Source organism: Halorubrum orientale, from assembly GCF_059623105.1.
Genome location: NZ_JBSPSR010000006.1, coordinates 18,605 through 41,962, shown reverse-complemented (window position 1 = coordinate 41,962; position 23,358 = coordinate 18,605). Strand labels below are relative to the sequence as shown.

25 protein-coding genes and 1 tRNA gene are annotated in these 23,358 nt (G+C 65.5%); 14 read left to right on the top strand and 12 right to left on the bottom strand.

Annotation, left to right across the window (positions count from 1 at the left end; genetic code table 11):
• Nucleotides 1-81: 81 nt before the first annotated feature.
• The 6 genes from ACWUI7_RS07005 to ACWUI7_RS06980 form a co-directional block, all read right to left on the bottom strand.
• Nucleotides 82-1,263 (bottom strand): DUF7118 family protein, encoded by a 1,182-nt coding sequence (locus ACWUI7_RS07005; RefSeq protein WP_496641507.1) that lies wholly within the window; start codon nt 1,261-1,263, stop codon nt 82-84.
• Nucleotides 1,263-1,643 carry a phosphoribosyl-AMP cyclohydrolase gene (gene hisI / locus ACWUI7_RS07000; protein WP_496641506.1) on the bottom strand — a complete coding sequence of 127 codons (381 nt, stop codon included), beginning with the start codon at nt 1,641-1,643 and terminating at the stop codon, nt 1,263-1,265. The genes ACWUI7_RS07005 and hisI overlap by 1 nt, the downstream gene beginning before the upstream one ends.
• 37 nt (nt 1,644-1,680) lie before the next feature.
• The gene (locus ACWUI7_RS06995) at nt 1,681-2,112 is read right to left on the bottom strand and encodes a GNAT family N-acetyltransferase (RefSeq protein ID WP_496641505.1); all 432 of its coding nucleotides are present in this window, start codon (nt 2,110-2,112) and stop codon (nt 1,681-1,683) included.
• Nucleotides 2,113-2,120: 8 nt separating this feature from the next.
• Nucleotides 2,121-3,680 (bottom strand): DUF92 domain-containing protein, encoded by a 1,560-nt coding sequence (locus ACWUI7_RS06990; protein ID WP_496641504.1) that lies wholly within the window; start codon nt 3,678-3,680, stop codon nt 2,121-2,123.
• A 108-nt stretch (nt 3,681-3,788) separates the two neighbouring features.
• A complete protein-coding gene (locus ACWUI7_RS06985; protein WP_496641503.1) occupies nt 3,789-3,920 on the bottom strand; it encodes a hypothetical protein in 132 nt (43 codons plus the stop codon).
• 109 nt (nt 3,921-4,029) lie between these two features.
• Nucleotides 4,030-4,809, bottom strand: a complete 780-nt coding sequence (locus tag ACWUI7_RS06980) for an HAD-IIA family hydrolase (RefSeq protein ID WP_496641502.1) — start codon at nt 4,807-4,809, stop codon at nt 4,030-4,032.
• A gap of 180 nt (nt 4,810-4,989) precedes the next feature.
• On the opposite strand from ACWUI7_RS06980, the gene ACWUI7_RS06975 reads away from it, so the two are divergent.
• From ACWUI7_RS06975 to ACWUI7_RS06965, 3 genes are all read left to right on the top strand, one after another.
• On the top strand, nt 4,990-5,763 hold the full coding sequence (locus ACWUI7_RS06975) for a GTP cyclohydrolase III (RefSeq protein WP_496641501.1): 774 nt from the start codon (nt 4,990-4,992) through the stop codon (nt 5,761-5,763).
• A gap of 2 nt (nt 5,764-5,765) precedes the next feature.
• Entirely contained in the window at nt 5,766-6,917 is a 1,152-nt protein-coding gene (locus ACWUI7_RS06970; RefSeq protein ID WP_496641500.1) for a glycosyltransferase family 4 protein, read from the top strand.
• Between the two features lie 67 nt (nt 6,918-6,984).
• Complete coding sequence (locus tag ACWUI7_RS06965) at nt 6,985-7,239, top strand: hypothetical protein (RefSeq protein ID WP_496641499.1); 255 nt, start codon at nt 6,985-6,987, stop codon at nt 7,237-7,239.
• 46 nt (nt 7,240-7,285) lie between these two features.
• Here the strand turns inward: ACWUI7_RS06965 and ACWUI7_RS06960 are convergent, their stop codons facing one another.
• Nucleotides 7,286-7,492 (bottom strand): DUF8149 family protein, encoded by a 207-nt coding sequence (locus ACWUI7_RS06960; protein ID WP_496641497.1) that lies wholly within the window; start codon nt 7,490-7,492, stop codon nt 7,286-7,288.
• A gap of 481 nt (nt 7,493-7,973) precedes the next feature.
• On the opposite strand from ACWUI7_RS06960, the gene ACWUI7_RS06955 reads away from it, so the two are divergent.
• Nucleotides 7,974-9,551 (top strand): heme-binding protein, encoded by a 1,578-nt coding sequence (locus tag ACWUI7_RS06955; protein ID WP_496641496.1) that lies wholly within the window; start codon nt 7,974-7,976, stop codon nt 9,549-9,551.
• Between the two features lie 81 nt (nt 9,552-9,632).
• Here the strand turns inward: ACWUI7_RS06955 and ACWUI7_RS06950 are convergent, their stop codons facing one another.
• The gene (locus ACWUI7_RS06950; protein WP_496641495.1) at nt 9,633-10,223 is read right to left on the bottom strand and encodes an LURP-one-related family protein; all 591 of its coding nucleotides are present in this window, start codon (nt 10,221-10,223) and stop codon (nt 9,633-9,635) included.
• Between the two features lie 89 nt (nt 10,224-10,312).
• The gene (locus ACWUI7_RS06945) at nt 10,313-10,486 is read right to left on the bottom strand and encodes a hypothetical protein (RefSeq protein WP_496641494.1); all 174 of its coding nucleotides are present in this window, start codon (nt 10,484-10,486) and stop codon (nt 10,313-10,315) included.
• Nucleotides 10,487-10,893: 407 nt separating this feature from the next.
• Here ACWUI7_RS06945 and ACWUI7_RS06940 point away from each other — a divergent pair, with 407 nt between their 5' ends.
• On the top strand, nt 10,894-11,358 hold the full coding sequence (locus tag ACWUI7_RS06940; RefSeq protein WP_496641493.1) for a universal stress protein: 465 nt from the start codon (nt 10,894-10,896) through the stop codon (nt 11,356-11,358).
• Between the two features lie 20 nt (nt 11,359-11,378).
• On the opposite strand, the gene ACWUI7_RS06935 is transcribed toward ACWUI7_RS06940, so the two are convergent.
• Together ACWUI7_RS06935 and ACWUI7_RS06930 are read right to left on the bottom strand one after the other, a co-directional pair.
• Nucleotides 11,379-12,329, bottom strand: coding sequence for a D-2-hydroxyacid dehydrogenase (locus ACWUI7_RS06935; protein WP_496641492.1), 951 nt, complete (start codon nt 12,327-12,329; stop codon nt 11,379-11,381).
• A gap of 117 nt (nt 12,330-12,446) precedes the next feature.
• Nucleotides 12,447-12,556, bottom strand: a tRNA-Glu gene (locus tag ACWUI7_RS06930).
• Between the two features lie 349 nt (nt 12,557-12,905).
• Here ACWUI7_RS06930 and ACWUI7_RS06925 point away from each other — a divergent pair.
• The 9 genes from ACWUI7_RS06925 (at nt 12,906) to ACWUI7_RS06885 (ending at nt 21,626) form a co-directional block, all read left to right on the top strand.
• Entirely contained in the window at nt 12,906-13,904 is a 999-nt protein-coding gene (locus tag ACWUI7_RS06925) for a PhoU domain-containing protein (RefSeq protein ID WP_496641491.1), read from the top strand.
• A gap of 111 nt (nt 13,905-14,015) precedes the next feature.
• Nucleotides 14,016-14,399: a DUF7971 family protein gene (locus ACWUI7_RS06920; protein ID WP_496641490.1), complete on the top strand. Its 384-nt coding sequence runs from the start codon at nt 14,016-14,018 to the stop codon at nt 14,397-14,399.
• A gap of 102 nt (nt 14,400-14,501) precedes the next feature.
• Entirely contained in the window at nt 14,502-15,908 is a 1,407-nt protein-coding gene (locus ACWUI7_RS06915; protein ID WP_496641489.1) for a class II fumarate hydratase, read from the top strand.
• A 484-nt stretch (nt 15,909-16,392) separates the two neighbouring features.
• On the top strand, nt 16,393-17,538 hold the full coding sequence (sucC, locus tag ACWUI7_RS06910) for an ADP-forming succinate--CoA ligase subunit beta (protein WP_496641488.1): 1,146 nt from the start codon (nt 16,393-16,395) through the stop codon (nt 17,536-17,538).
• Nucleotides 17,535-18,404, top strand: a complete 870-nt coding sequence (sucD, locus tag ACWUI7_RS06905; protein WP_496641487.1) for a succinate--CoA ligase subunit alpha — start codon at nt 17,535-17,537, stop codon at nt 18,402-18,404. Before sucC ends, sucD begins: the two co-directional genes overlap by 4 nt.
• Before the next feature lie 142 nt (nt 18,405-18,546).
• Nucleotides 18,547-18,822, top strand: a complete 276-nt coding sequence (locus ACWUI7_RS06900; protein WP_496641486.1) for an ArsR family transcriptional regulator — start codon at nt 18,547-18,549, stop codon at nt 18,820-18,822.
• 83 nt (nt 18,823-18,905) lie between these two features.
• Nucleotides 18,906-19,595 (top strand): deoxyribose-phosphate aldolase, encoded by a 690-nt coding sequence (gene deoC, locus ACWUI7_RS06895; protein WP_496641485.1) that lies wholly within the window; start codon nt 18,906-18,908, stop codon nt 19,593-19,595.
• A gap of 99 nt (nt 19,596-19,694) precedes the next feature.
• Entirely contained in the window at nt 19,695-20,123 is a 429-nt protein-coding gene (locus tag ACWUI7_RS06890) for a DUF2267 domain-containing protein (protein ID WP_496641484.1), read from the top strand.
• Between the two features lie 99 nt (nt 20,124-20,222).
• The gene (locus ACWUI7_RS06885) at nt 20,223-21,626 is read left to right on the top strand and encodes a tRNA (N(6)-L-threonylcarbamoyladenosine(37)-C(2))-methylthiotransferase (protein ID WP_496641483.1); all 1,404 of its coding nucleotides are present in this window, start codon (nt 20,223-20,225) and stop codon (nt 21,624-21,626) included.
• 99 nt (nt 21,627-21,725) lie between these two features.
• Here the strand turns inward: ACWUI7_RS06885 and ACWUI7_RS06880 are convergent, their stop codons facing one another.
• Nucleotides 21,726-23,246, bottom strand: a complete 1,521-nt coding sequence (locus ACWUI7_RS06880; RefSeq protein ID WP_496641482.1) for a uracil-xanthine permease family protein — start codon at nt 23,244-23,246, stop codon at nt 21,726-21,728.
• Nucleotides 23,247-23,358 lie beyond the last annotated feature (112 nt).

Here is a 23,358-nt window from a genome sequence, read left to right as displayed (position 1 = left end):
TCGGTCGCCACGGGACCTAAATCCTCGCGGTCGACGTGGATCATCGCACCTGCGGTCGCCAACGGCACCCGATCTATCGTCTCACCCGCGGTCGGTCTCTTCGAGCACCGCGTCGATGATCTCGAGGGTCTGCTCGGCGTCTGTGAGTCGGTCGTCGACAGCGCCGGAAGCGACCAGCTCGTATTCCCGGTCGTCGAGGGCGTCACGAACCGCCGCGACACGACGAAGTCGGTCGTACTCGTCGGTGCGCGCGAACGACCGAAGCTCCCGGAGGGTTGCGACCGTCTCGTCGTCGGTGATACGCGAGACCAGCGGAATCAACTCGTCGATCTCGTATGGCAGCTCCTCGCCCGGCGCCGGCGGCCACGAAAGTTTCAGCGGATCGGCATCGATCCGGTCGAGAAACGTTCGATGGACGGCCACGGCGGTTCGGAGCGCTCCCGGGTCCGCCACGTAGTGGTCCAGCTTCGAGTTCGAGTAGGCCGCGTACTCGAGCAGTGTCGGAATCGGCTCTGTGCCCGCGTCGTGCTCATCGACGTACGACCGGAGATCAGCCGGTGGGAGGTCGACGTCGACGAAGGGCGTTGCATCCGCGCGCTCCAGAAAATCGAACACCTCCCGTGCCGACCGTTCTCGAAGCGCCGACTCGACGGCCGTTTGCACCGACTCGTTGTACGTGTCGATCGGTTCACGAAGCCGGCCGAGGTCGGCATCGACGTCGGCGTCGGCCATCGATGCAGCCGCCCGGAGCTCCTCGAGCCGGTCGACGAGCGTATCCCGGGCGTCCTCCGCGGCCTTCCGGGCCTCACGGAACGCCGAGACCGCTTCTTCGCGCTCTTCGAGAAGGGCGACGGCCTCACTGGCGGGTTCGAGCGCCTCGCGGGCCGCGGCGAAGTCGCGCTCGGTGAGCCGCCGTTTGTCGACCGCCTCGTCCGCGGCCGCGAACGCGTTGGCCGCGAACGCGTCCGCGTCGACATCGACTGCGTCGGCGAACCGCCCCTCGAATTCGAGGTACGAGCCGAAGTCTCCGGTGCCGACCGCGTCCTCTGCGTACTGGTCGAGTACCCGGTGTGCTTCGCGGTACGCGTCCGCAGCGGCCTCGACGCGCGCCTCACCGATCGTCTCGATCTGGTCGTCAATTACGCCGAGCTCATCGTATCGCTCGCGGAGCACCGCGGCCGCCTCACCAGCATGCCGAATCTCCACGGCATCGCTTCCCCCCGACGACTCCCCGTCTACTGCCGAGCCGTCCGCGCCGACCATCAGTACACCTCGTCGGGGTCGAAGACGCGCTCGCCGACCGCCTCTCCGTCGACCGTTCGGTAGAAACACGACCGGTGGCCCGTGTGACACGCCCCGCCAGCTTGGTCGACGAGGTACAGCAGGGTGTCGGCATCACAGTCGACCCGGATCTCCTCGACGGTTTGGGCGTGACCGGACGTGCCGCCTTTGTGCCACAGCTCCGCTCGCGATCGGGAGTAGTAGTGCGCCTCGCCCGTCTCTCGCGTTCGGGCGAGCGCCTCCGGCGAGACGTACGCCAACATCAACACCTCGCCGCTGTCTGCGTCTTGGGCGATTGCTGGAACGAGACCGTCCTCACCAAACTCGACCGCGACGTCCCCGTTCGCCGTTGATTCGGTCATACCATCCGGCAGACACCCCCGGCGAATAGGCCTTGTGTCACTCCCGTCGCAACACGAGGGCGTCACCGTCCGCGTACGCGTTGGATCGTCGGCCAACGACGGTGAACCCACACGCGTCGTACAACGCGAGTGCGGCGTCGTTGTCGGGATGTGCCTGCAGCGTCACGGCCCCCGTTGTGTCCTCGACGACCGCCTCAAGGAGCCCGCGTCCGCGACCCGCCCGTCGATATGCGGGAGCGACAACGAGCTCGGCGAGGTGTCGGCCGGACCGGTTCGGTGCATCGACCGACAGTGCGTAGCCCGCGACCGCGCCGTCGGCGTCACTCACCCGCGACGACCCAACCGCGAGGCCGTGTTCAAGGAGTGTTGGACTCGGCTCGCGGAGATGTTCTTGGAGGGCACGGATCCGGGGTTCATCCGCTCGTATGGCCGGTCTGACCCGCGGGTCACGGGCGGTGTGTGGTTTCATGTATCGAGTTACAGTCCCAGCCCGAAGCCGAGTGCGACCGCGACGACGCCCCCCGAGAGCGTCGCGAGGAAGTTCACGGCCTCGTTCCCGACGCGGTCGCCTTCGACGGCCGCACCGAGGAGGCTGTCGACGGTCATCCCGCCAACTCCGGCGAGCGCGACGACGAGCGCGGCCGTGGGGTCAACCGGCGCCGCGGTCCCGACGACAGCTCCCCACACTGGCGTCTGAGCTGTGACGACCAGTCCGACGAGCGCCGCCCCGGCGAAGCCGGCCACCTCGCCCTGCCATGTCACTGCACCGTCGGTACCGGCTGGGACGGGACGCAGCGTGGTGACGAGTCGCGGACGATCAAAGAGCCCGCCGACCTCCGAAGAGAGCGTGTCGGCCATCGCCGTCGCGACTGCGCCGGCGAATGCGAGGGCACACGCGGTTGACAACGCGCCCCCATCGCCTGCGGTCGCCGCGAAGCCGACGACCGAGACGAGTGCGACCGCGGAGTTCGCCGCGACATTGCCTGTTCCGCGAGCACCGGCGTTCTCCTGGGCGACCCCACGGGCAGCCTTCTCGTTGAACCGGTACCGCGAGACCAACCCACCGAGCGCGTAGAACGTCGTCAGCGCGAGGAACCACCCGACACCGCCGAGCACGACCGTGAGCAACAAGACGAGGGCCCCGGCGACCATCCCTGATACCGAGGCCGCGCCGAGGGCGTACGCAGCGGCACCAAGACCGGCCGTCATGGCGACCGCCGCGAGCGCGCCGAGCGGAGACAGTGTGACCCCAATTGTGGTGAGTCCCCAGGCGGCGATCGCGACGACGATGACGGTCAAATGCGCGTCGCGCTCGTACACGAGTGACCGGACGACCACCGCGGTCAACACCGAGACGGCGCCGACGACGACGGCAGTGGCGACGGCGGCCGGAGACACGGCGGGCGACGGTGCTCCTGCGGCACCGAGCGAGCCACCCACAGGCGGCGTCTCCCCCCGGAACGCGACCCCAGCGACGAGGGAGCCGACGACGGCGGCCAGGCCGCCTGCGAGGAGGTAGCCGACGACCGGCCGGAGACGCTCGCCGGCGAGTGTGGGGTCCATCGATGCTGGGTCGACGGTCCCCGTGTCGATGGTGGCCGGATCGGGGCTAGTACTGTCTCCACCGTGGGCGATGCCGGTGCCGTCACTCGCGATACCGTTCGTCTCCGCCAGTGCTGGAGCACCCGGTGACCCTTCGGCCCGCGACCGGACGAGTGCGTGGCCGAGCCGGCCGCCACCGATCGCAAGTGTTCCCGCGGCGAGCGCCTCGATCGGGAGTGGAACCCGTGGAAGCGTGGCAGCTGCGGCGAGTCCGGCGAGCGCGAGCGCGAACGCACCGAGGCCGTAGAGCCGTTCTTCCTCGTGGTCTCCCTGGACAGCGAGCACGCGGAACAGCGGTCCCTCCTCGATGCCGAACAGAAAGAGCCCGGCGAGCGCGAGCAGCGGCACGGCGGCGGCGGCGCCGAGCACCGGCGAGACCGTCGCGAGCACCGCGAGCGCGAGGAATATTCCCGCGCGTCTGACCCTCCGATACACGACCTCCGGTACCTCCGACGACCACTTAACCCTCCCGACAACGGATCACAGGTCATCCCGCTGTCCATGGGCCACCCTAGGGCCCGGGGATAACGAACAGTTTGCAGGTCAGTATCGATACTCGTTGAATCGGACCGCGTGCCCTTCTATCACGGGGATGGGGTCGGTATCTACCGAGCGGGCATCACCCGTCTGCTCGGGTTCGTCGGCGCCCTCATCGAGATCTGCTGCCGGTGGCATGCGAGCACATCACACGTCGGGGGGCTTAACTCTGTGTGTCAGATGATTGTCGTGCGTCGTCCACGTTGGCGTCTCACGTCGGTTGACGACCGCCGCCGCACGCCGCGACTCACCCGAGGACGCGGTCTATCTGGCCGAGGTGGTCGACGACGTGGTCTGGCTCGATGTCGCTCTCGGCGATGGCGCCCTCGTCGTCTATCCCCGACCGAACGAGGACAGTGGTCATCCCCGCCCGCTTGCCGAAGGCGATGTCGGTATCAAGGCGGTCGCCGACGACCAGACACGACGCGGGCGGCACGGCGAGCCGATCGCAAACCATCTCGACGGCCGGCTGTGAGGGCTTTCCAAGCACGACGTCTGGTTCGCTGCCGGTGACGGCCGCAATCGACCGGATCACAGCGCCGGACCCTGGTTGATCGCGGTCGGGCGTCGGGATGACGACGTCGGGGTCGGTGCCGATAAACGGGATATCCCGATCCAACGCCCACATCGCGGCGGCCATGTCGTCGTAGCCGAACTCGCGGTCGATCGAGACGACGAGTGCGTCCGCCTCGTCGACGTCGGTCGTTGTCGTGAGTCCGGCGGCAGTGAACTGGTCGACGAGGCCGGACTCACCGATACAGAACAGCGCGTCGTCTGCGTGGTGTTCGGTGAGGTATGCCGTGGTCACGCTGCCAGCGGTGATCACGTCCTCGGCGGACACGTCGTACCCGGCGGCACCGAGCCGGTCAACGTACGCGGCGGGCGGCTTCGTCGGGTTGTTCGAGACGAACCGCGTCTCGACGCCCGCCTCGTGGAGGCGTTTCACCCCCGCCGGAGCACCCGGTATCGGGTCGTCTCCCCGCACGAGTGTGCCGTCGACGTCGAGAACGGCTCCAGCAATCTTCATGTATGGTAGTGGTGCCGCGCGGTCCTAGGCGTTGTGTTCGCTGGGCGACCGACGCTGGGAGCGAGCCGATTCTACGATCGGACTCGATGGTGAGGACCGAATCACTTCCACAGACGGAATCGATTCCACGGACGGGATAACGGAAGGATAAAGCGGCGCGGGTTCCAACCACGGTTTACTGTGACGACGACGCAGGTGACCCTCGTCCAGATCGACAACTACGGCCCGTGGACGGTGACCCCGGAGCCGCGCCGCGAGATGGACCTCCAGTCGCTGCAGTCGCGGCTCTTTGCCGACGTCGCCGAGTTTCTCGGCCACCGCGACGGCTACGCCTTTGCTACTCGATTCGACAACATGATCGCGGTGACGAATGGCGTCGGCGGCGATGCCCACGCAACGCTCCAAGAGTCGATCGGGAACCGCTATCCGGTGACGGTAAGTCTCGGCACCGCTGTGAGCGACCGTCCGGTCGACGCTCTCGAGGCGGCAAACGAGCGGCTCCAGCAGGCCGGAAGCGCCCAAGACGAGACGCGTACCGAGGTGCTCGCCGGCGAGTACCTGACCGAGACGACACCCGCGGACGTCCAGATCGCCCACTTCGACGTGGTGAACGTCACCGGCAAGTACACCGACCGGCTCAACGAGTTCGACACATTCACGACCATCACGCGGGCGTACGCGTCACTCATGGCGTATCTTCGCGAACAACACGGCGCGCTCTCGTTTTTCGTCGGCGGGGACAACGTCGTCGCCGTGTGTCCGGACCTACATGAGGCCGCCTTCGCCGACGCGGTCGATCACGTCGTCGGCGACACCGACGTGGAGCTCCAGGTCGGCGTCGGTCGGGGCGAATCGCCTCACGGGGCGGGCTTTGCGGCCAAGCACGCACTCGAGGACTGCCGACACGCTGGAACAGCCGTCGAGTTGTTCGGCGCCCCCGCCGCGAGCGACTGACGATGTCCAGACGGGCGGTCGACGCCCGAGTCGAGTCCGGCGCTGCACCTACTGTTGGGATCGTCGTCTACGGCGATCTCAACCCGCGGTCCGGCGGCTACCGCTACGACCGCGAGCTCGCCGACCATTTGCTCGAACGTGGTTGGAAACTTGAGGTCGTCTCACTGCCCGAGCGGTCGTGGTCGCCGCCGGCCGTCTCGGCTCCGGGGCTCGTCGCCCGTCTCGAGGCGTGTGACATCGTCGTCGTGGACGCGTACTGTGCGCCGTCGGTGTACTGTACGATACGCGGCCTCGAGACGCCCGTGGTCGCGCTGGTTCACTACCTTCGGTCGGCCGCTGGCAGCGACGAGCATCGGGAGTGGGTTGACCGGGCCGTTGAGCGCGCCTTCTTTTCGGCCGCCGACGCATTCGTGTACAACAGCGAGCCCATCCGTTCGGCGGTCGAACAGCTGTGTGACGGCGACGGACCGGCCGGTGACAGGGGAGAGACGGTGTCGACACCAGACGCCACGGTCGCCGGGTCACCGGCGATCGTCGCACCACCCGCGGGTGACCGACTCGGGAACGCCCCGGCGTTCACTACCGATGGGCCCCAGCCTGACCCGTTTCGTGTCGTTGCCGTCGGCACGGTCACCCCGCGCAAGGGGATTGACACGCTCGTTCGGGGGCTCTCACGGCTCGAAGGCGTCGACTGGCGGTTGCAGGTCGTTGGCGATACGACGGCGGAACCGGGATACACCACGGAGTTGCGCGCGCTCGCCGATCGACTCGACGTTGCGGAGTCGGTCACGTTCGCCGGCCGGGTCTCCGACGCGGCCCTCCGGACAGCGCTACGGCGTGCACACGTCCTCGCCGTTCCCTCACGGTACGAGCCGTTCGGGATCGTCTACGTGGAGGGGATGGCGTTCGGGTTGCCCGCCATCGCTTCGGCCCACGGCGGCGCGAGTGACGTCGTGAACGAGGAGAATGGCGCGCTTGTGCCTCCCGAGGACCCGGACGCGGTGGCCGCCGCTATTGAGCCGCTGGCGACGGATTCGGCCCGACTCGCGCGGGCAAGCCACGCTGCGCGCGAGACGGCTGCGGCCCACCCGACGTGGGCAGACACCTGTGATCAGATCCGGCGGTTCCTCGCCACGATCGTCGACGAGCGGTGATCGATTATTAGCTCTGAGAATTTGACGCGGAGGTTTTTGACTTCGCTCCATCGACCTAGCGACACGTATGTCTGAAGAGGTGGTGTTCGTCTGTACTGCACCGGCGTGTGATGCGGGTCCCTGGGAGGGCGCTCACGATGCGATGGCGCACTGTGCCGATCACGCGGGGCACGGGTACACCGGGCGACCTCGGTCAGCTGTCGAGACGCCGATTCCGGCGAGTGATACCTATCCGCGGGACACGCGGAATCTTCAGCACAAAGGTCACCCGCAGGGAGCGCTCGCGACTGACGACGGATATCGGCCTCCAGCGGACGATTGAGCGAGGTGGCAGACCGGCGCGCCTAGCGGCCCAGCGTGTCGGCGGCTCAAGATTCTTCGACGAGACCGAGGTCTCTCGCGACGAGGTCGGCGAGTTGGTCTTTGACTCCCGGGTCGACCTCGGCGACCGGCTCGCCGTCGTGTGCGTTCTCGTTGTGTCTCGAGAGCGCGTCCTCGAGCTCGTTGAGGGGCACTCGCGTCTCCGTCTCACACGCTGTACACACGATCGGGACGGTTGGCTCCTCGGATACCATGCGTCGAATCGTCGTGAGTGGCCGGTATATGCCTTCGGGAACGCTCGTGGTCCGAACACCAGCCCACAACTAGACAAGCAGTGCTGTGGCGCGTGCGAGGGATGAGCGAGTCGCCAGGGGCGACTCGCGAATCGGCTGGGGAGGGTGTGGCGGAAAGTGATGTCCGGGTGTCATGCGATAGCGTTCGTCACAAAATTGCTACCACACACGTACAGAATCGGCTGGGAAGGGTGTGGCCAATTGGTATCCGGGTGTCGTGCGGTCGTATTGTACACACACACACCTACAGTCACACACGTACGGAATCGGGAGACGAGTATGTGGTCAGCGGCGGGACTCGTGTGCCGTACCGCGTGGCGAAGTGACCCACAACCCGCTGTCGCTCCAACCCACTAAGGTGTACGGTATCAACACACGCCCAGCGATACCGGTTCCTGAGACGACTCGAAAGCCCCTAACGGCCGGCCGTCGAAAGCCATCCATGGTTGAGGCACCACCGACGGAGGAGGGGATGTTCGCGCTACATGAGTTCCGGTCCATCGACTGGGACGCCTGGCGCGACGCGCCGGAGCGCGAGCGCGAGCGAGCGATCGAGGAGGGCCGGTCGTACCTGAGCGCGTGTGAGAACGTCGTTGACGCCGACGACGGTGACTCGGCGCTCTTCTCTGTGCTCGGGCACAAAGCCGACCTGCTGACGATCCACTTCCGGCCGACGCTTGACGACCTCTCAGCACTCGAGCGCGGCTTCGAGACCACGGCGCTCGCCGGCTTCACCGACCGCGAATCGTCGTACGTCTCCGTCACGGAGGTCTCTGGATACGTCTCTGACGACTACTTCACCGAGGACGACGCCGACCTCGACGAGGGGCTCCGCCGGTATATCGAGGGCAAACTCGACCCGGAGATTCCCGACGACGAGTACGTCTCCTTCTATCCGATGAGCAAACGGCGCGGCGCGGAGTACAACTGGTACGACCTCTCGTTCGACGAGCGCGCCGAGCTCATGTCGAGTCACGGTGATATTGGCCGGCAGTACGCCGGCCGGATCAAACAGGTGATCGCCTCCTCTGTCGGCTTCGACGACCACGAGTGGGGTGTGACGTTGTTCGCCGCCGACCCAACCGATCTTAAAGACATCGTCTACGAGATGCGCTTTGATCAGGCCTCCTCACGCTACGGCGAGTTCGGTCAGTTCTACGTGGGCCGCCGGTTCGCGCCCGCAGACCTCGGCGCGTACCTCGCAGGCGAGTCAGTGCCGGCAACCGGTGATACGGCCCGCGGCGCCGGTGAGGCACACGCCCACGGCGATGCCGGTCACACCCACGACACCGCCGCATCATCTGGCCACGGAAGCTCAGCCCATGGCGACCACCCGCACGGCGGCGACGCGGGCGGAGAAGGCGACCATCCACACGGCAGTGAGGCGGGCGCGGAGACGACGAGGGGGGGCCAGCCAGATGCCGACAGCGTCTCTGATGACCAGATCCGTGGCGAACTCGCCGAGCTCGACATCTACGCAGGCCAGCCGCACGGCGAGGACGTCTTTGCGACGGTGTTGTACAGCGAGGCCGACGTCGACGAGCTGTTCGAGGAGGTTGAGGGCCTGCGCGCGAACTTCGATCACTACGGCACACACCTGAAGACGGCCGTCTACGGGGGTCGGTCGACCGATCGCGCTGCCGTTGTCTCGATCTGGGAGACGGGCTCCGCAGCGGAGACCGCGGCCGGCTTCCTCTCAGATCTCCCCGAAGCCGTCGGTCGCGCCGGCGAGGAGTCCGGCTTTGGTACCATGGGGATGTTTTACACGACGAAACCCGAGCGCCGCGACGACTTCGTCGAGGCGTTCGACGAGGTTGGTGAGCTTCTCGCCGAGATGGACGGTCACTTAGAGACAGACCTGATGGTGAACGTCGAGTCAGAGACGGACATGTTCATCGCCAGCCAGTGGAACGCAAAGGAGGACGCGATGGCCTTCTTCGGCTCCGAGGACTTCCGGGAGGCTGTCGCCTTCGGTCGCGAGGTGCTCGCCGACCAGCCGCGACACGTCTTCTTGGCGTGAGACCGGGTCGGGCACACGGACGTGACTCTGGCGTACACACACGAGGCGCGGCCGTTCACTCCACACACGAGGCGCGGCCGTTCACTTGTTTTCGAGCGCGTCGAGCACACAGGCGGTCGCGACGACGGCCTCTCGTGGCACACTGCTCGCGTCGTCGATGGTCACGGTGTACGTGTCTCGAAGCGAGAACTGGCCGTCGATGCTGCCGACGTGTGCACCCGTCGGGTCACGGATCTCGTACGCGTTTGGGATGACATTCGCGAGCGAGACGAGGTGTCGTGCCGCGGTGAGGAACGTGTTCTTCGATTCGATCGTCGCCAGCGGCGCTTCGGTTTCGGGGTCGCGGATCGTCCACTGCTCTGTGAACAGCGAGAACGCCTCGTCGAGGACGACGACGGCTTCGTCGGTGCCGTCGTCGACGAGGGAGTACGTGCCCGCGACGTCCACGACGCCACCGGCTTTCACGGTGAACGCCGGCTCCTCGTCGGCGGTGAGAAACGGAAACGCCTCTTTCAGCTGGAACAGTTTCTGTGTCGTCTGCAAGACGACGGTGTCGGTGCTGTCGCGGACCGTGTAGGCGTTCCGGATCCCCGACTGGGTGATCTCGTAGGTGGTGTCGTTGAGGTCGACCGTGGAGAGCCGGTACGCGTCGGTGGTGGAGGGATCGGTCACGGGTATGGTCTGTGTCACCAGTCACAAAAGGCTGTGCTCGTGTGTGGTCGGCGGTCTCGAAGCGTGGACGGCACCCTAACGGGCAGGGTCTAGCCGGCCCGTTTCAAGATCTGTGGGGTCACGAGGACCTCGATGGCGGCGATTCCGAGTGCAGCCAACTGCATCGTTCCGTCGAGGAGGGTGAGCGCGACGACCACGACGACGCCGGCGCTCATCGCTGGCATTCCGTAATGTACGAGTGGGTTTTGGAGGACGGAGGACATGTGAGGGGACGGTGTAGACGTGTCGTCAAAAAAGTGGTTACACGACACTGGGTGAGCAACAGCACTGGTTGGTCGCGTTCGTGCGGTGAGTCAGTGCGGTTGTGATGGTGACAGTGTGAACGAGGCGATTCGATGACTCCCGGACATCACTTTCAGCCACACCCTCCCCAATACGCATGTGGCGGTGGTAGTGCACCCAACACGACCGCACGACCTCCGGGCACCAACTACCGCCACACCCTCCCCAGCCGATTCGCTCGTCGCCCACGGGCGACTCGCTCATCCCTCGCACGCGCTCACGAGTTCGCCTCCGGCGACCTCGAGAGGCGCGCGCCACCGCACAAGAGTTCCTCTGTGACCACGGAATACCGGCCCATTTTAACATCCGCGTCGACGAACCGGCGAGTATGTTCGACACGATCGTGGTCGCTACGGACGGCTCCGACAGCGTCGGTCGCGCCGTCGACGTCGCGATCGAGATGGCGGAGCGCTTCGATGCGACGGTCCACGCGCTGTACGTCGTCGACGACGACGAAATCGCGTCCTCACCCGCAGCAGTACGCGACGAGCACCGCACCGCACTCGCTGAACGTGGTGAGCGTGCGCTCGCGTCAGTATGTACGGTCGCAAACGCAGTGGATGAGCGTCTCGACGTCACCACAGCCGTGCGCGAGGGGGCACCGGGCGAGGAGGTCGTCGATTTCGCCGACCAGGTCGGTGCCGACCTCGTCGTCACCGGAACCCGGGGTCGCCACGGCGAGGACCGCTTTCTCATCGGATCGGTCGCCGAGACGGTCGTCCGGACGTGTCCGGTCCCCGTGTTGACCGTTCGCCGACTCACCGACGAGGACCCTCGGCGCGTCACGATCTGAGCCGTTCGGTTCCGGCCGCCTCAGAACGCGCGGTTTTCGAGCGTCGCATCGGGGTCGTCAAGCCGCTCAAGATTCGTCTCGAGCACGTCGGTGAGTCGCTCGAAGTATCGCGGCGTATGCCCCGCGTTGTGCGGGGTAATCGTGACGTTCGTGAGCCCCCAGAGCGGGTGGTCTTCTGGAAGTGGCTCGGGGTCGGTCACGTCGAGGGCTGCTCCCCGGATCGCGTTCGAGCGAAGCGCGTCCACGAGTGCGTCGGTGTCGACGACCCCGCCACGAGCGATGTTGACGAGCACGGCGTCAGTATCCATCGTGCGGAACACGTCTGCGTCGACGAGTGTTTCGGTCGCATCGGTGAGTGGACAAGCGAGCACGACGAATCCGGCGTCGGCGACCGCCTCGTGGATCTGATCGAAGCCGTACACCTCGTCGGTCGGACCGCCCTTCTCCGGTGAGTACCGAACACCGACCGTCTCAGTGTCGAACGCCTCAAGTCGATCGACGACTGCCTGGCCGATCGAACCGAGACCGACCACAACGACCCGTGAGCCTGTGACCTCGGTTGTCGGGTACGAGCGCCACTCGCGGCGGGCCTGCTGTTGTTTCGCGCGGGGGAAGCCGTGGGCGTGTCCGATCATCGCACCGATCACGTACTCCGAGATGTTCGGTCCGTGGACACCGGAGGCGTTCGTCACCGTGACGTCGTGTGCTTCGAGCGCCTCCCGGGGGAGGTGTCCGGTTCCGGCGAACACACAGGCGAACAGCTCGAGGTTCTCAGCGAGCGCGAGTGCTTCCTCGTCGATGGAGAAGCCGGTTGCGACGCGCGCCGCTGCGAGATACTCGCGCTCTTCGGCCGGGGTTCGAGCGACCACAATCTCCCGATCTGGCAGTCGCTCACGGAGCACCGCGGCGAAGTCGTAGCCGTCGATCCCGTGGATCTTCTGTCGCAAGACGACGATGTCGGGCGCTTTCATACCGGCATCACGAACACGATCGTAAAAACACCGCCGTCTTGACTCTGTGGGTCGTACGCGCCAGCCGAACACTACGTCGTCACAAGACGAGTTGTCACTCACCGTGTATTCAATGAATGCTCGGTCAGGGATTTGAACCCTGGTCGTCGGCTGTCTTCCGAACGGGCACACTTCGTGCCCCGCTCGCCGAAAGGCCAACATGATTGGCCGGACTACACCAACCGAGCGTACTCACTAGTTGCGACGCGACCGATTTAACTCTTCGCAACTCACCGCAGCGTGCCACTCATCGGCATACCGCATCCCCGTGGTTTCGCTCCGTCGTGGGCTCCCTGCAGCGCCTCCCACACACGTCGCCGGTGACCCTCGCCGCGCCACAATGTGTGGTATCATCCTGGCGGTCAGCTGTCTGGTATATACATCGCTGCGGTGCTATGTATTACTCGTTTTGATTCGCCCTGATCGTTTCCGGTATCGCTTCATCGGCACCATATGGTCGTACAAGGCCCTCAGTACGGGTATCGGCGAGCTATATATTTTACACAGATTTAACATCCTACAGCGATGATGGCCGGTATGGAAACGCGGAAGGTGCAGGTCACCGGGGGGTCGACGTATACTGTCTCGATACCGAAGACGTGGGCGACCGAACACGATGTGGGCGCCGGCAGCGAGGTCGAGTTCTATCCGGACGGCGACTCACTATTTCTCACACCACACTCCGATGCGGAGCGGACGCGAGGGACCCTCGACGTCACCGGGCTCACTGGGCAAGCGCTCACACGAGCGGTGACGACGATGTACGTGAGCGGGTTCGACGTGATAGAGCTGGAGGGTAATGAGATCGCCACCGACCAACACGCGACGATCCGCGACGCGGTCCAGAGTCTCGTCGGCCTCGAGGTGCTCGAAGAGACCCGTAGTCACGTCGTCATCCGTGACCTGCTTGACTCCTCTGAGCTCTCGATCCACAACGCGGTCACCCGGATGCGGTTGATCTCGCTGTCGATGCTCGAGGATGCCATCCGTGCGCTCGCCGAGCTTGACCACGACCTGGCCCGAGATGTGATTGCTCGTGACGACGACCTTGACCGACTCTGGCTCGTCGTATCACGGATCTTCCGCGGCACGCTTCGCACCCCGAAGGCCGCCGAGGCGGTGGGGCTCCCCCGTGAGGAGTGTTTTGATTACCACTCGAGTGCACGCCAGCTCGAACGGGTTGGCGACCACGCAACCAAGATCGGCCACCTCACGTGTAACATCGACGAGACGCTGCCCCCGGACGTGATCGATGCCATCGACGATCTCCACGACGACGCTGTTGAGGTGATAGACACCGCGATGGACGCGCTGTTGACCGAAGACACCGACGAAGCGTCCCGGCTAGCGAACGAAGCGCGAACCGGTGTGCGGGCGATAGACGAACGCGTGCGGGCGATAGATGAGCTGCTCCGCGGACTCGACCCCACCCGCGCACAGCTTCTCGGGCTCGTCGTCGACTCCGTCCTCCGGTCAGCCGACTACGGCGGAAACATCGCCGAGACGGCACTCCAGAAGGCCGCCCCGACGCCCTGAGACCGCCCTCGACGCCGCAAAACTGTTTTCGACGTCCTGAGACGACCCAGACACACGTCGATGATTCCCGGCCGCTGGGGTTTTTTGTTCGTCGCCGTCGCACGCAGGGATATGCCAGCCATCGAACTCGGCGTCCCGCGTGGTGTGGTCGAGTCGCTCCCCGAATCGGACGAAACTGCCGCCCAGGACATGCAGCGCGCCATCGTGGGGATTCAGTCCCGGCTGAACGAGGAGATCGACGGGTCGGATCCAGCCGCGGCCGCCGAGGTCGTCGTCGACGCCATCGAGCGTATGGAGGCGCAGGCGAGCACGTACCACGAGTTCGTCCCCGAGTTGCGCGCGTGGGGACAATCGCCTATCTACGCAATCGCCTGGCGGAACCTCTACGTCGAGCTGATCGGACAGCTGTACGACCACGACTGGCTTGCCGACGAGCTCGACCGCGAGCGAAACTTCCGGCTGGTCGACGACGGCATTCGGCTCTCCGATCTGTGAGCGCACCGCCGAGAGGCGTCGGTGTCACATCCGCGGGGCGGTGTCTACGACGTCCCGACCGCTTCCAGTAGGTTTTACTCCCGTTCTGTGGTACGCCCGCTCATGAGCGACGACTACCGGACCGAAGCGGACAGCCTCGGCGAGATGCAGGTTCCCGCGGACGCCTACTGGGGCGCACAGACCCAGCGCGCCGTGGAGAACTTCCCGATATCGGGAATCCCGATGGGGCGGCGATTCATTCGAGCGCTCGGCGTAGTGAAGCAGGCGGCTGCACAGGCGAACCGCGACCTCGGACTCCTTGACGACGACACGGCCGAAGCGATCGTCGCGGCGGCCGACGAGGTGATAGCCGGCGACCACGACGACCAGTTCCCGGTCGACGTCTTTCAGACCGGCTCCGGCACCTCCTCGAACATGAACGCCAACGAGGTCATCGCCAACCGTGCGGCCGAGATTGCGGGTGCCGAGATCGGCGACCGCGCCGTCCACCCGAACGACCACGTCAACTACGGGCAGTCGTCGAACGACGTGATCCCGACCGCGATGCACGTGGCCGCACTCGAGGCCGTCGAGAAGGACCTCGTCCCTGCACTCGAGACGCTCTACGCGGAGTTAGAGGCCAAAGAGGCCGCCTTCGACGGCGTGGTGAAGACGGGTCGCACGCACCTCCAAGACGCCACGCCAGTCCGGCTTGGCCAGGAGTTTGGTGGCTACCGAACACAGGTCGCAAAGGGGATCGAACGCGCCACCAGCGTCCAGTCGAATCTCCGCGAACTGGCGCTTGGGGGAACCGCCGTCGGGACGGGGCTCAACACCCACCCGGACTTTCCCGCGCTCGCGGCCGAGTATATCTCCGAGGCGACGGGCACCACGTTCCACGAGGCCGAGAACCACTTCGAGGCGCAGGCCGCTCACGACGCGATGGCAGAGGCACACGGGGCACTCCGCACCGTCGCCGGCAGCCTGAACAAGATCGCCAACGACCTGCGGCTGCTCGCATCGGGGCCGCGTAACGGCTTCGGTGAGATCGAACAGCCCGAAAACCAGCCCGGCTCGTCGATCATGCCGGGGAAGATCAACCCGGTAGTCGCGGAGTCGGTAAACCAGGTGCACAAGCAGGTGGTCGGCAACGATGCTGCCGTCTCGGCTGGGGCCGCCCGCGGCGAGCTCGATTTGAACCTCTACAAGCCGGTGATCGCGCACAACTTCCTCCAGTCGGCCGCGCTGCTCTCGAACGTCGCCGAGGCGTTCGGCGAGCGATTCGTCGCGAAACTTGAGGCCAACGAGGCGTACTGTGCGACCCGTGTCGAGCAGTCGATGGCGCTCGCGACCGCGCTCAACCCGGCCATCGGCTACGACGCGGCCGCGAAGGTTGCAAAGCAGGCGCTCGCCGAGGAGAAGAGCGTCCGCGAGGTGGCCGTCTCTGAGGGGTACCTCTCGGAGGCCGAGGCCGACGAGGTGCTCGACCCAGCGGCGATGACCCGGCGCGTCATTCTCGGCGACGACTGAGAGACGCGCGACACCCGGCCTGTAGAGACTGGCCGGTGTATCGGCACCTTCGTTGACGATATGTGAGCGACTCGTGAAAACACACTCACAACCCACGCCAACACCCTGCGGTGGCGCGCGCCTCGTGAGCCCGCCAGAGGCGGGCTCGCGAGCGCGTGCGAGGGATGAGCGAGTCGCCAGGGGCGACTCGCGAATCGGCTGGGGAGGGTGTGGCGGTAATTGGTACCCGGAAGTCGTGCGGCCATGTCGGTCACACACCCACTGCTACCAACGTATCGAATCGGCTGGGGAGGGAGTGGCTGTAAGGAGTGCCCGGCTATCGTGGAGTCGTGTTAGTTACACAGTCGCCACCGGACACGTATTAGGGAAGAAATGAATAACGCTCGCGACCGACCGAGCCATCCACCCGCGGTACACACGACCGTCGCAGTGTTCGCACCGAACCGGCACCATTTAAGCCGGCGTCGGACGCGGGTGTACGTGAATGAAACTGCACGAGTACCAGGCGAAATCGATCTTCGCCGACGCCGGGATCCCGGTACCGGAGTCTCGGCTCGCGTCGACCGTCGAGGAGGCGCTCGCCGCCGTCGACGAGATCGGCTACCCAGCCGCGATCAAAGCACAGGTCCACGTCGGCGGACGCGGCAAAGCCGGCGGCATCGAGATCGCGACCGACCGCGAGGAGGCGGCCGACTACGCCGAGGCGATCCTCGGAATGGATCTCAAAGGGTACACCGTAGAGGAGGTCCTCGTGGAGTCGGGCGTCGACTTCGTCGACGAGCTCTACGTCGGCGTCACGATGGACCGCGGCGCCGGCGAGCCCGTCCTCATGGTGTCGACAGAGGGTGGCGTCGACATCGAGGAGGTCGCCGAGACGACCCCGGATGCGATCGCACGCGAACACGTCGACCCTGCCTTCGGCCTCCACCCGTATCAGGCCCGGAAGGTCGTCTACGAGGCTGGTGTCGACGGCGACGTCGCCCTCGAGGTCGCGTCGATCCTCTCGACGCTGTACGAGCTGTACGAGTCGAACGACGCGTCCGAGATCGAGGTCAACCCGGTGATGATCACGAGCGACCGCGACGTTGTCGCCGCCGACGCGGTGATGAACGTCGACGAGGACGCGTTGTTCAGACAGCCCGACCTCGCCGACCTCGCCGAGGCCTCCTACGAGGACGACTTAGAGCGCAAAGCGGGCGAGTACGGCTTCGATTACGTTCGACTCTCGGGCAACGTCGGGATCATCGGTAACGGCGCGGGCCTCGTGATGACGACGCTCGACTTGGTCGACCACTACGGAGGCAAGCCTGCGAACTTCCTTGACATCGGTGGCGGCGCGAAAGCCGAACGGGTCGCAAACGCCCTCGACATGGTGTTTGCAGACCCCAACGTCGACAGCGTCGTCTTCAACATCTTCGGTGGGATCACCCGCGGTGACGAGGTGGCGAAAGGAATCAACGAGGCGCTCGGTCGGTTCGAGGAGATCCCGAAGCCGGTCGTCGTGCGACTCGCTGGGACGAACGCCGAAGAAGGGATGGCGATACTGAACACCGACCTGATCGAGGTCGAAGAGACGCTGGAGGCGGCGGTCCAGCGTGCGGTCGCGGACGCCACGGAGGTGACACAATGAGCGTATTCGTCGACGACGACACCCGAGTGGTGGTCCAGGGGATCACCGGCGGGGAGGGGGGCTTCCACGCCGAACAGATGATCGAGTACGGGACGAACGTCGTCGCCGGCGCGGTGCCCGGTAAGGGCGGCCAAGAGGCCGCAGGCGTCCCCGTGTACGACACTGTGAGCGCAGCCGCCGCGGCCGAAGACGCGGATGCGTCCGTGATCTTCGTGCCGCCGGCGTTCGCGGCGGACGCGATCTTCGAGGCACTCGACGCCGACCTCGACCTCGCGGTCGCGATCACCGAGGGAATCCCAACCCAGGACATGGCGAAGGTGAATCGCGGGCTCGCCGACACCGACACCCGGCTACTCGGGCCGAACTGCCCTGGGATCATCACTCCCGGTGAGGCGAAACTCGGTATTCTCCCCGGAAACATTTTCGCGGACGGCAACGTGGGGCTCGTCTCGCGCTCGGGTACACTGACGTACCAGGTCGTCGATAACCTCACTGAACGGGGGATCGGCCAGACGACCGCCATCGGCATCGGCGGTGACCCGATCATCGGCACCTCCTTTGTCGACGCCTTAGAGGCGTTCGAGAACGACCCTGAGACCGAGGCAGTCGTGATGTGTGGTGAAATCGGTGGCGAAGACGAAGAACAGGCGGCACGGTTTGTCCGCGACCACATGGACACGCCTGTCACGGGCTTTATCGCCGGCCGGACGGCCCCGCCGGGCAAACGTATGGGTCACGCGGGCGCCATCGTCTCGGGGTCGGGTACCGGTACCGCGGCGTCGAAGATCGAAGCGCTCAACGATGCGGGCGTGCCGGTCGGTGATACCCCCGAGGAGGTCGCTGACCACGTCGAGCGCATCCTCTAGGCGCGGCCCCTGCGGACGCACACGACCGATCGCGCGTGTTGGCCGCGCCGCGCGGTCGGACGCTTGTTGGTCACACGACCGGGTGTGCGCACCCGGCGCACAGCCGGACCACGATTATCCTCGCGACGACCCATAACCTGATATGAACGAATCCGTACGCGATCGGCTCGATCCGCTTCCACCGAGCGCCAAGCTGGTATATTACGTGCTTGACGCGGAGGGGCGGTACGACCAGACCGGACTCGCAGAGGCCACCCGCCTTTCGACGCGAACGGTCCGATTCGCGGTCGACAAGCTCGGGGATGCCGGGCTCGTCGAAGAAGGCTTCTGTCCGACGGACGCCCGCCGGTCGGTCTACGAGCCGGCCACGGGCGTCGATACCGAGACCAGCCCCGCTGCGGCAGTCGCCGAAGAGTGAAGACTTGGCAGCCGAACCGTTGGTAGTCTCCACCTCCGAGACCGGACAGTAGACATATGACGGTCCGGGCGTGAGGTACCAACATGTCACTCGAAGCGACCCTCGACGCGGATCCCACGCAGATCGCCTCGATACTCGACCACACCAACGTCGACCCGGCAGCGACCGCCGCAGAGATCCGCACGCTCTGTCGTGAGGTCCGCGACCACGGCTTCTGTTCGGCCGTCGTTGTACCGTACCACGCGCCACTCGCCCACGAGTGTCTCGACGGGGCGGCAAACGTCGTCGCCGTCGTCGGTTTCCCGTACGGGATTCAAAACGCCTCCGCAAAGCGGGCGGAAGTTGAGGCGCTTCGGCCGTACGTGGACGAGTTCGATATGGTAATGAACCGGACGGCGTTCGCAAACGGCGACGACGAGGCCGTGATCGACGACGTCGCTGCCGTTCGAGACGCTGTCGGTGATCGAACCCTCAAGTGCATTATCGAGTCGCCGGCGCTCGACCCCGAGGCGATCACCCACGCCGCCGGGCTCGTTGAGTCGGGCGGTGCCGACTACGTGAAGACGGCAGTCGGCTACGATGGCCCGACGACCCGCGAGGAGATAGACGCAATCCGTGCGGGAATCGAAGACGACACCGCGATCAAAGCCTCCGGTGGCATTTCGACGTACGAGGAAGCGATAGCGATGGTGCGTGCCGGTGCGAGCCGGATCGGCGCCTCCTCGAGCGTCGAGATCCTGGAGTCGAGTCGCGACCACGTCGCCGACGCGTGAGGGGTGCACACAGCGCAGTTATGTGACACCGACGGCCAAATGTCTCATACACTGAGAACAGCACACAGGTTGACACACCGTCGCCGGCCATATCGGCGCATGAACTTCGACGAGTTCACCGGGCAGGCACAGAACCGACTCGGTACGGCCGACACCGGACAGACGCTCCGGGCGATCCGTGCCACCCTCTCGACGCTCGGCTCGCGGATCCCCGAGGAGAACGCTGCCGACCTCGCGGCGTCGCTGCCGATCGAGATCAAGTGGTACCCCACTGGGGCGGTCACGGAGCACGGTCAGCGATTCGACTGGCCGACGTTCATCGAGCGCGTGAGCGAGATCGAAGGCTGTGACCAGTCCGATGCGGCCTACCACGCCCGCGTGATTGTGGCACTCGTGAGCGAGGTGGCGCCGCGCTCGGACGTCGAGCAACTTCGTGACATGCTCCCTGGCGGCCACGGGAGCGACGGGTGGGGTAGTCTCTTCGAACTCGTGGACACAGAGGCGGACGTCTCTGCAGGCGCCGAGTGAGCGGCGTCTCATTGTGAGGAGGCGCCACCACTCATCGACGCCACCGATCCCCACGATCCGTCGCGTTTTTGCGTGGCGACCGTCAACGAATGGTAGCTGATGGCGACGTACCACATCGAAACGTACGGGTGTAGTTCGAACCGGGGTGAGAGCCGGGAGATAGAGCGGGCGCTCCGTGACGGCGGCCACCGCCCGGCGGCGGGTCCCGAGACGGCCGACGTCGCCATCCTCAACACGTGTACGGTCGTCGAGAAGACCGAACAGAACATGCTTCGGCGCGCCGAGACGCTCGCCGAGGAGACCACGGAGCTCGTGGTCACGGGCTGTATGGCGCTCGCACAGGGAGAGGCGTTCCGCGAGGCCGACATCGACGCCGAGATCCTCCACTGGGACGAGGTGCCGGAACACGTGCTCAACGGCGAGTGTCCGACGGTCACGCCCGACGCCGAGCCCATCCTCGACGGTGTCGTCGGCATCCTCCCGATCGCTCGGGGCTGTATGAGCAACTGTTCGTACTGTATCACGAAGTTCGCCACCGGCCGCGTCGACTCGCCGTCCGTCGAGACGAACGTCGAAAAGGCTCGGGCATTGGTGCACGCGGGCGCCAAAGAAATTCGCGTTACGGGCCAAGACACCGGGGTGTACGGCTGGGACACCGGCGAGCGAAAACTCCCCGAGCTGCTCGACCGGATCTGTGCGATCGAGGGCGACTTCCGCGTCCGACTCGGGATGGCGAACCCCGGTGGGATCCACGGCATCCACGACGAGCTCGCCGACGTCTTCGCGCGTAACGAGAAGCTGTACAACTTCATCCATGCCCCGGTGCAGTCGGGCAGCGACACCGTACTCGCAGACATGCGCCGACAACACCGCGTCGCCAAGTTCCGCGAGGTCGTCGCCGCGCTCGACGAGCGGCTCAACCACTGGACGCTCTCGACCGACTTCATCGTGGGCTTCCCGACGGAGACCGACACTGACCACGAGCAGTCGATGGACCTGCTACGTGAGGTGCGCCCCGAGAAGATCAACGTCACCCGGTTCTCGAAGCGTCCGGGCACCGACGCGGCCGACATGAAGGGGCTCGGCGGCACGATAAAGAAGGAGCGCTCGAAGGCGATGACCGAAGTGAAGATGGACGTCGTCGGCGAGGCGTACGAGGCGATGGTCGGCGAGACGTTCGACGTGCTCGTCGTCGAGCCCGGCACGGGCGACTCCGTCAAATGCCGTGACGGCGCCTACCGCCAGATCATCGTCCAGCACGCGAGCGACCACGGGGTCGCGGTCGGTGACTTCCTCACGGTGCGCGTGACCGGCCACAACACCGTCTACGCGTTCGGTGAGCCGACGACGCCAGGCGACGCCACCGGCGGCACCGACACCGTCACAGCCGCCGACGGCGGGGTCGAGTTGACCGACGAGAGTACAGAGTCGACACAGAGCGACAGCAGTGCAGAAGCGAGACCCGTCGACGACGCCCACGCCGCGCCGTCATTCTCGCCGTGACGGTCGTTTGAGGGAGCATCGACGACGACAGCGAGCAGCCGCATCTATCGGTGACTCGAACGCTCCAGATGCTTCTTGATGAACCGACAGTGTGGACAGCTAAGTCGACTCCTCGTCTCCGAGGAAGCGGTCGTACGGGGAGGTGAAGTCGACGTCCGCTTCGGCCAGCGCCTCCCAGGCCGCGAGTCCGCGCTCCTCGTCGGTCCCACCGATCGTGTTGTCGAGTACGACCGCGACGATGCCGCCAACGGCCATTCCGGTCGACGCGATGACGTAGATCGTGTTGGCGACGACGTCACCGCCGAGTAGCGGACCGAGCAGGAAGGTGCCGGCGAGCCCCTCCTGAAACGCGCCTGCGCCCCCGACGTTGCGCACGTACTCTGGGATTGCCATCCCAGTGAAGAGCGTGATGCCGAGCACGAAGATATTTCGCGACGAGTTGAGGTCGACGTGCGTGAGATTCGAGAGCCCGATAGCAACGATCTGTCCGAACATCGCGATGTAGAGCCCGCCGACGATCGGCCCCGGGATGGTGGCGACGAGCTGCCCGAAGTACCCCACGAATCCGACGAGGAGCATGACCCCCGCACCGACTTGGACGACATAGCGCGAGGCGACGCCAGTGAGACCGATGGCACCGACGTTCTCGGAGTACGATGTTGACCCGCTCGTGCCTATCAGTCCGGAGAACACGTTCATCAATCCCTCCATGCCGATCCCGTGTGTCATGCGCTTGCCGCTCGGTGCGCCCTCACCCGAGAGATGAGCGACGGCGTGGTAGTCGCCGATCGACTCGATTATCGAGGCGGCGACACCGGCGAGCATGCCGATGACGAACGCCGGCATCACGCTCGGGGTCCCCCACTGCAGCGGGTAGATGAGGTGGACCGGATCGGCCGCTGCGACGCTCGCGAGGTCGACGTAGCCGGACGCCTCTGGACCGAAGACGCCGGCGACCGAGAGGACCGCCGCGACGAGCCACGCCGTCACGATCCCGAGTAGCACCGGAAACAGCTCGAACAGCCTGGCGTTCACGTCGAGATACTGTGAGAACCCGACGATGGCGACCAGGGTGAACCCGGTGAGCCACCAGTTCTGTGTCGCCGTCGTGATGTCGGGGGAGTTGAACAACGAGAGCCCGATGAGCGCGATGACCGGCGCGATGACGACGGGTGAAAGGAACCGTCGCAGCCGCCCGATGAGGCCGAGATAGCCGACGGCGACCTCGACGAGCGCGGCGACGATGATGGCGCCCTGAAGCTGTACCAGTGCGGCTCGCCACGCTTCGATACCCTCGGGCGGGTTCGCGGTCACGACAGCGACGATCGCGAGTGCAGGCGCGAGCATCGAGAAGGGAGCCCCCTGTACGATCGGGTACCGGTTGCCCACGGTTGTCTGTGCGAGCGTGGCGACTCCAGATACCACGAAGAACGTGCCGACGAACCGTGGAATGATCGCCTCCGGCATCCCCATTGCTGCCGCGAGAATGAGCGGCACCGCGATGTTGGCGCCGACCATCGTGAGGTAGTGCTGGATGCCCAACAAGAACGACGTCTTCAACGGCGGTTTGTCTTCGATCCCGTACTGAACGAGCGACCCAGAGTCGTCGGTGTTAGGCATCTACCAGCATAATACAAACACCAAATATAAAACGTGGATATTTCTGCGCGTGTTTACCTGTCAACAACGTCACTGGTTGACGAATGGCCACACCGACACGGCTATCTCGCGC

Coding starts and splice junctions, on each gene's coding strand:
- ACWUI7_RS06985 (WP_496641503.1), bottom strand. CDS start 3,920: ATGCCACCGGCAGCAGATCTCGATGAGGGCGCCGACGAACCCGAGCAG.
- ACWUI7_RS06995 (WP_496641505.1), bottom strand. CDS start 2,112: ATGAAACCACACACCGCCCGTGACCCGCGGGTCAGACCGGCCATACGA.
- ACWUI7_RS06960 (WP_496641497.1), bottom strand. CDS start 7,492: ATGGTATCCGAGGAGCCAACCGTCCCGATCGTGTGTACAGCGTGTGAG.
- sucC (WP_496641488.1), top strand. CDS start 16,393: ATGAAACTGCACGAGTACCAGGCGAAATCGATCTTCGCCGACGCCGGG.
- ACWUI7_RS06945 (WP_496641494.1), bottom strand. CDS start 10,486: ATGTCCTCCGTCCTCCAAAACCCACTCGTACATTACGGAATGCCAGCG.
- ACWUI7_RS06920 (WP_496641490.1), top strand. CDS start 14,016: ATGCCAGCCATCGAACTCGGCGTCCCGCGTGGTGTGGTCGAGTCGCTC.
- ACWUI7_RS06885 (WP_496641483.1), top strand. CDS start 20,223: ATGGCGACGTACCACATCGAAACGTACGGGTGTAGTTCGAACCGGGGT.
- ACWUI7_RS06955 (WP_496641496.1), top strand. CDS start 7,974: ATGGTTGAGGCACCACCGACGGAGGAGGGGATGTTCGCGCTACATGAG.
- deoC (WP_496641485.1), top strand. CDS start 18,906: ATGTCACTCGAAGCGACCCTCGACGCGGATCCCACGCAGATCGCCTCG.
- sucD (WP_496641487.1), top strand. CDS start 17,535: ATGAGCGTATTCGTCGACGACGACACCCGAGTGGTGGTCCAGGGGATC.
- hisI (WP_496641506.1), bottom strand. CDS start 1,643: ATGACCGAATCAACGGCGAACGGGGACGTCGCGGTCGAGTTTGGTGAG.
- ACWUI7_RS06970 (WP_496641500.1), top strand. CDS start 5,766: ATGTCCAGACGGGCGGTCGACGCCCGAGTCGAGTCCGGCGCTGCACCT.
- ACWUI7_RS06935 (WP_496641492.1), bottom strand. CDS start 12,329: ATGAAAGCGCCCGACATCGTCGTCTTGCGACAGAAGATCCACGGGATC.
- ACWUI7_RS06965 (WP_496641499.1), top strand. CDS start 6,985: ATGTCTGAAGAGGTGGTGTTCGTCTGTACTGCACCGGCGTGTGATGCG.
- ACWUI7_RS07005 (WP_496641507.1), bottom strand. CDS start 1,263: ATGGTCGGCGCGGACGGCTCGGCAGTAGACGGGGAGTCGTCGGGGGGA.
- ACWUI7_RS06980 (WP_496641502.1), bottom strand. CDS start 4,809: ATGAAGATTGCTGGAGCCGTTCTCGACGTCGACGGCACACTCGTGCGG.
- ACWUI7_RS06900 (WP_496641486.1), top strand. CDS start 18,547: ATGAACGAATCCGTACGCGATCGGCTCGATCCGCTTCCACCGAGCGCC.
- ACWUI7_RS06915 (WP_496641489.1), top strand. CDS start 14,502: ATGAGCGACGACTACCGGACCGAAGCGGACAGCCTCGGCGAGATGCAG.
- ACWUI7_RS06925 (WP_496641491.1), top strand. CDS start 12,906: ATGGAAACGCGGAAGGTGCAGGTCACCGGGGGGTCGACGTATACTGTC.
- ACWUI7_RS06940 (WP_496641493.1), top strand. CDS start 10,894: ATGTTCGACACGATCGTGGTCGCTACGGACGGCTCCGACAGCGTCGGT.
- ACWUI7_RS06890 (WP_496641484.1), top strand. CDS start 19,695: ATGAACTTCGACGAGTTCACCGGGCAGGCACAGAACCGACTCGGTACG.
- ACWUI7_RS06880 (WP_496641482.1), bottom strand. CDS start 23,246: ATGCCTAACACCGACGACTCTGGGTCGCTCGTTCAGTACGGGATCGAA.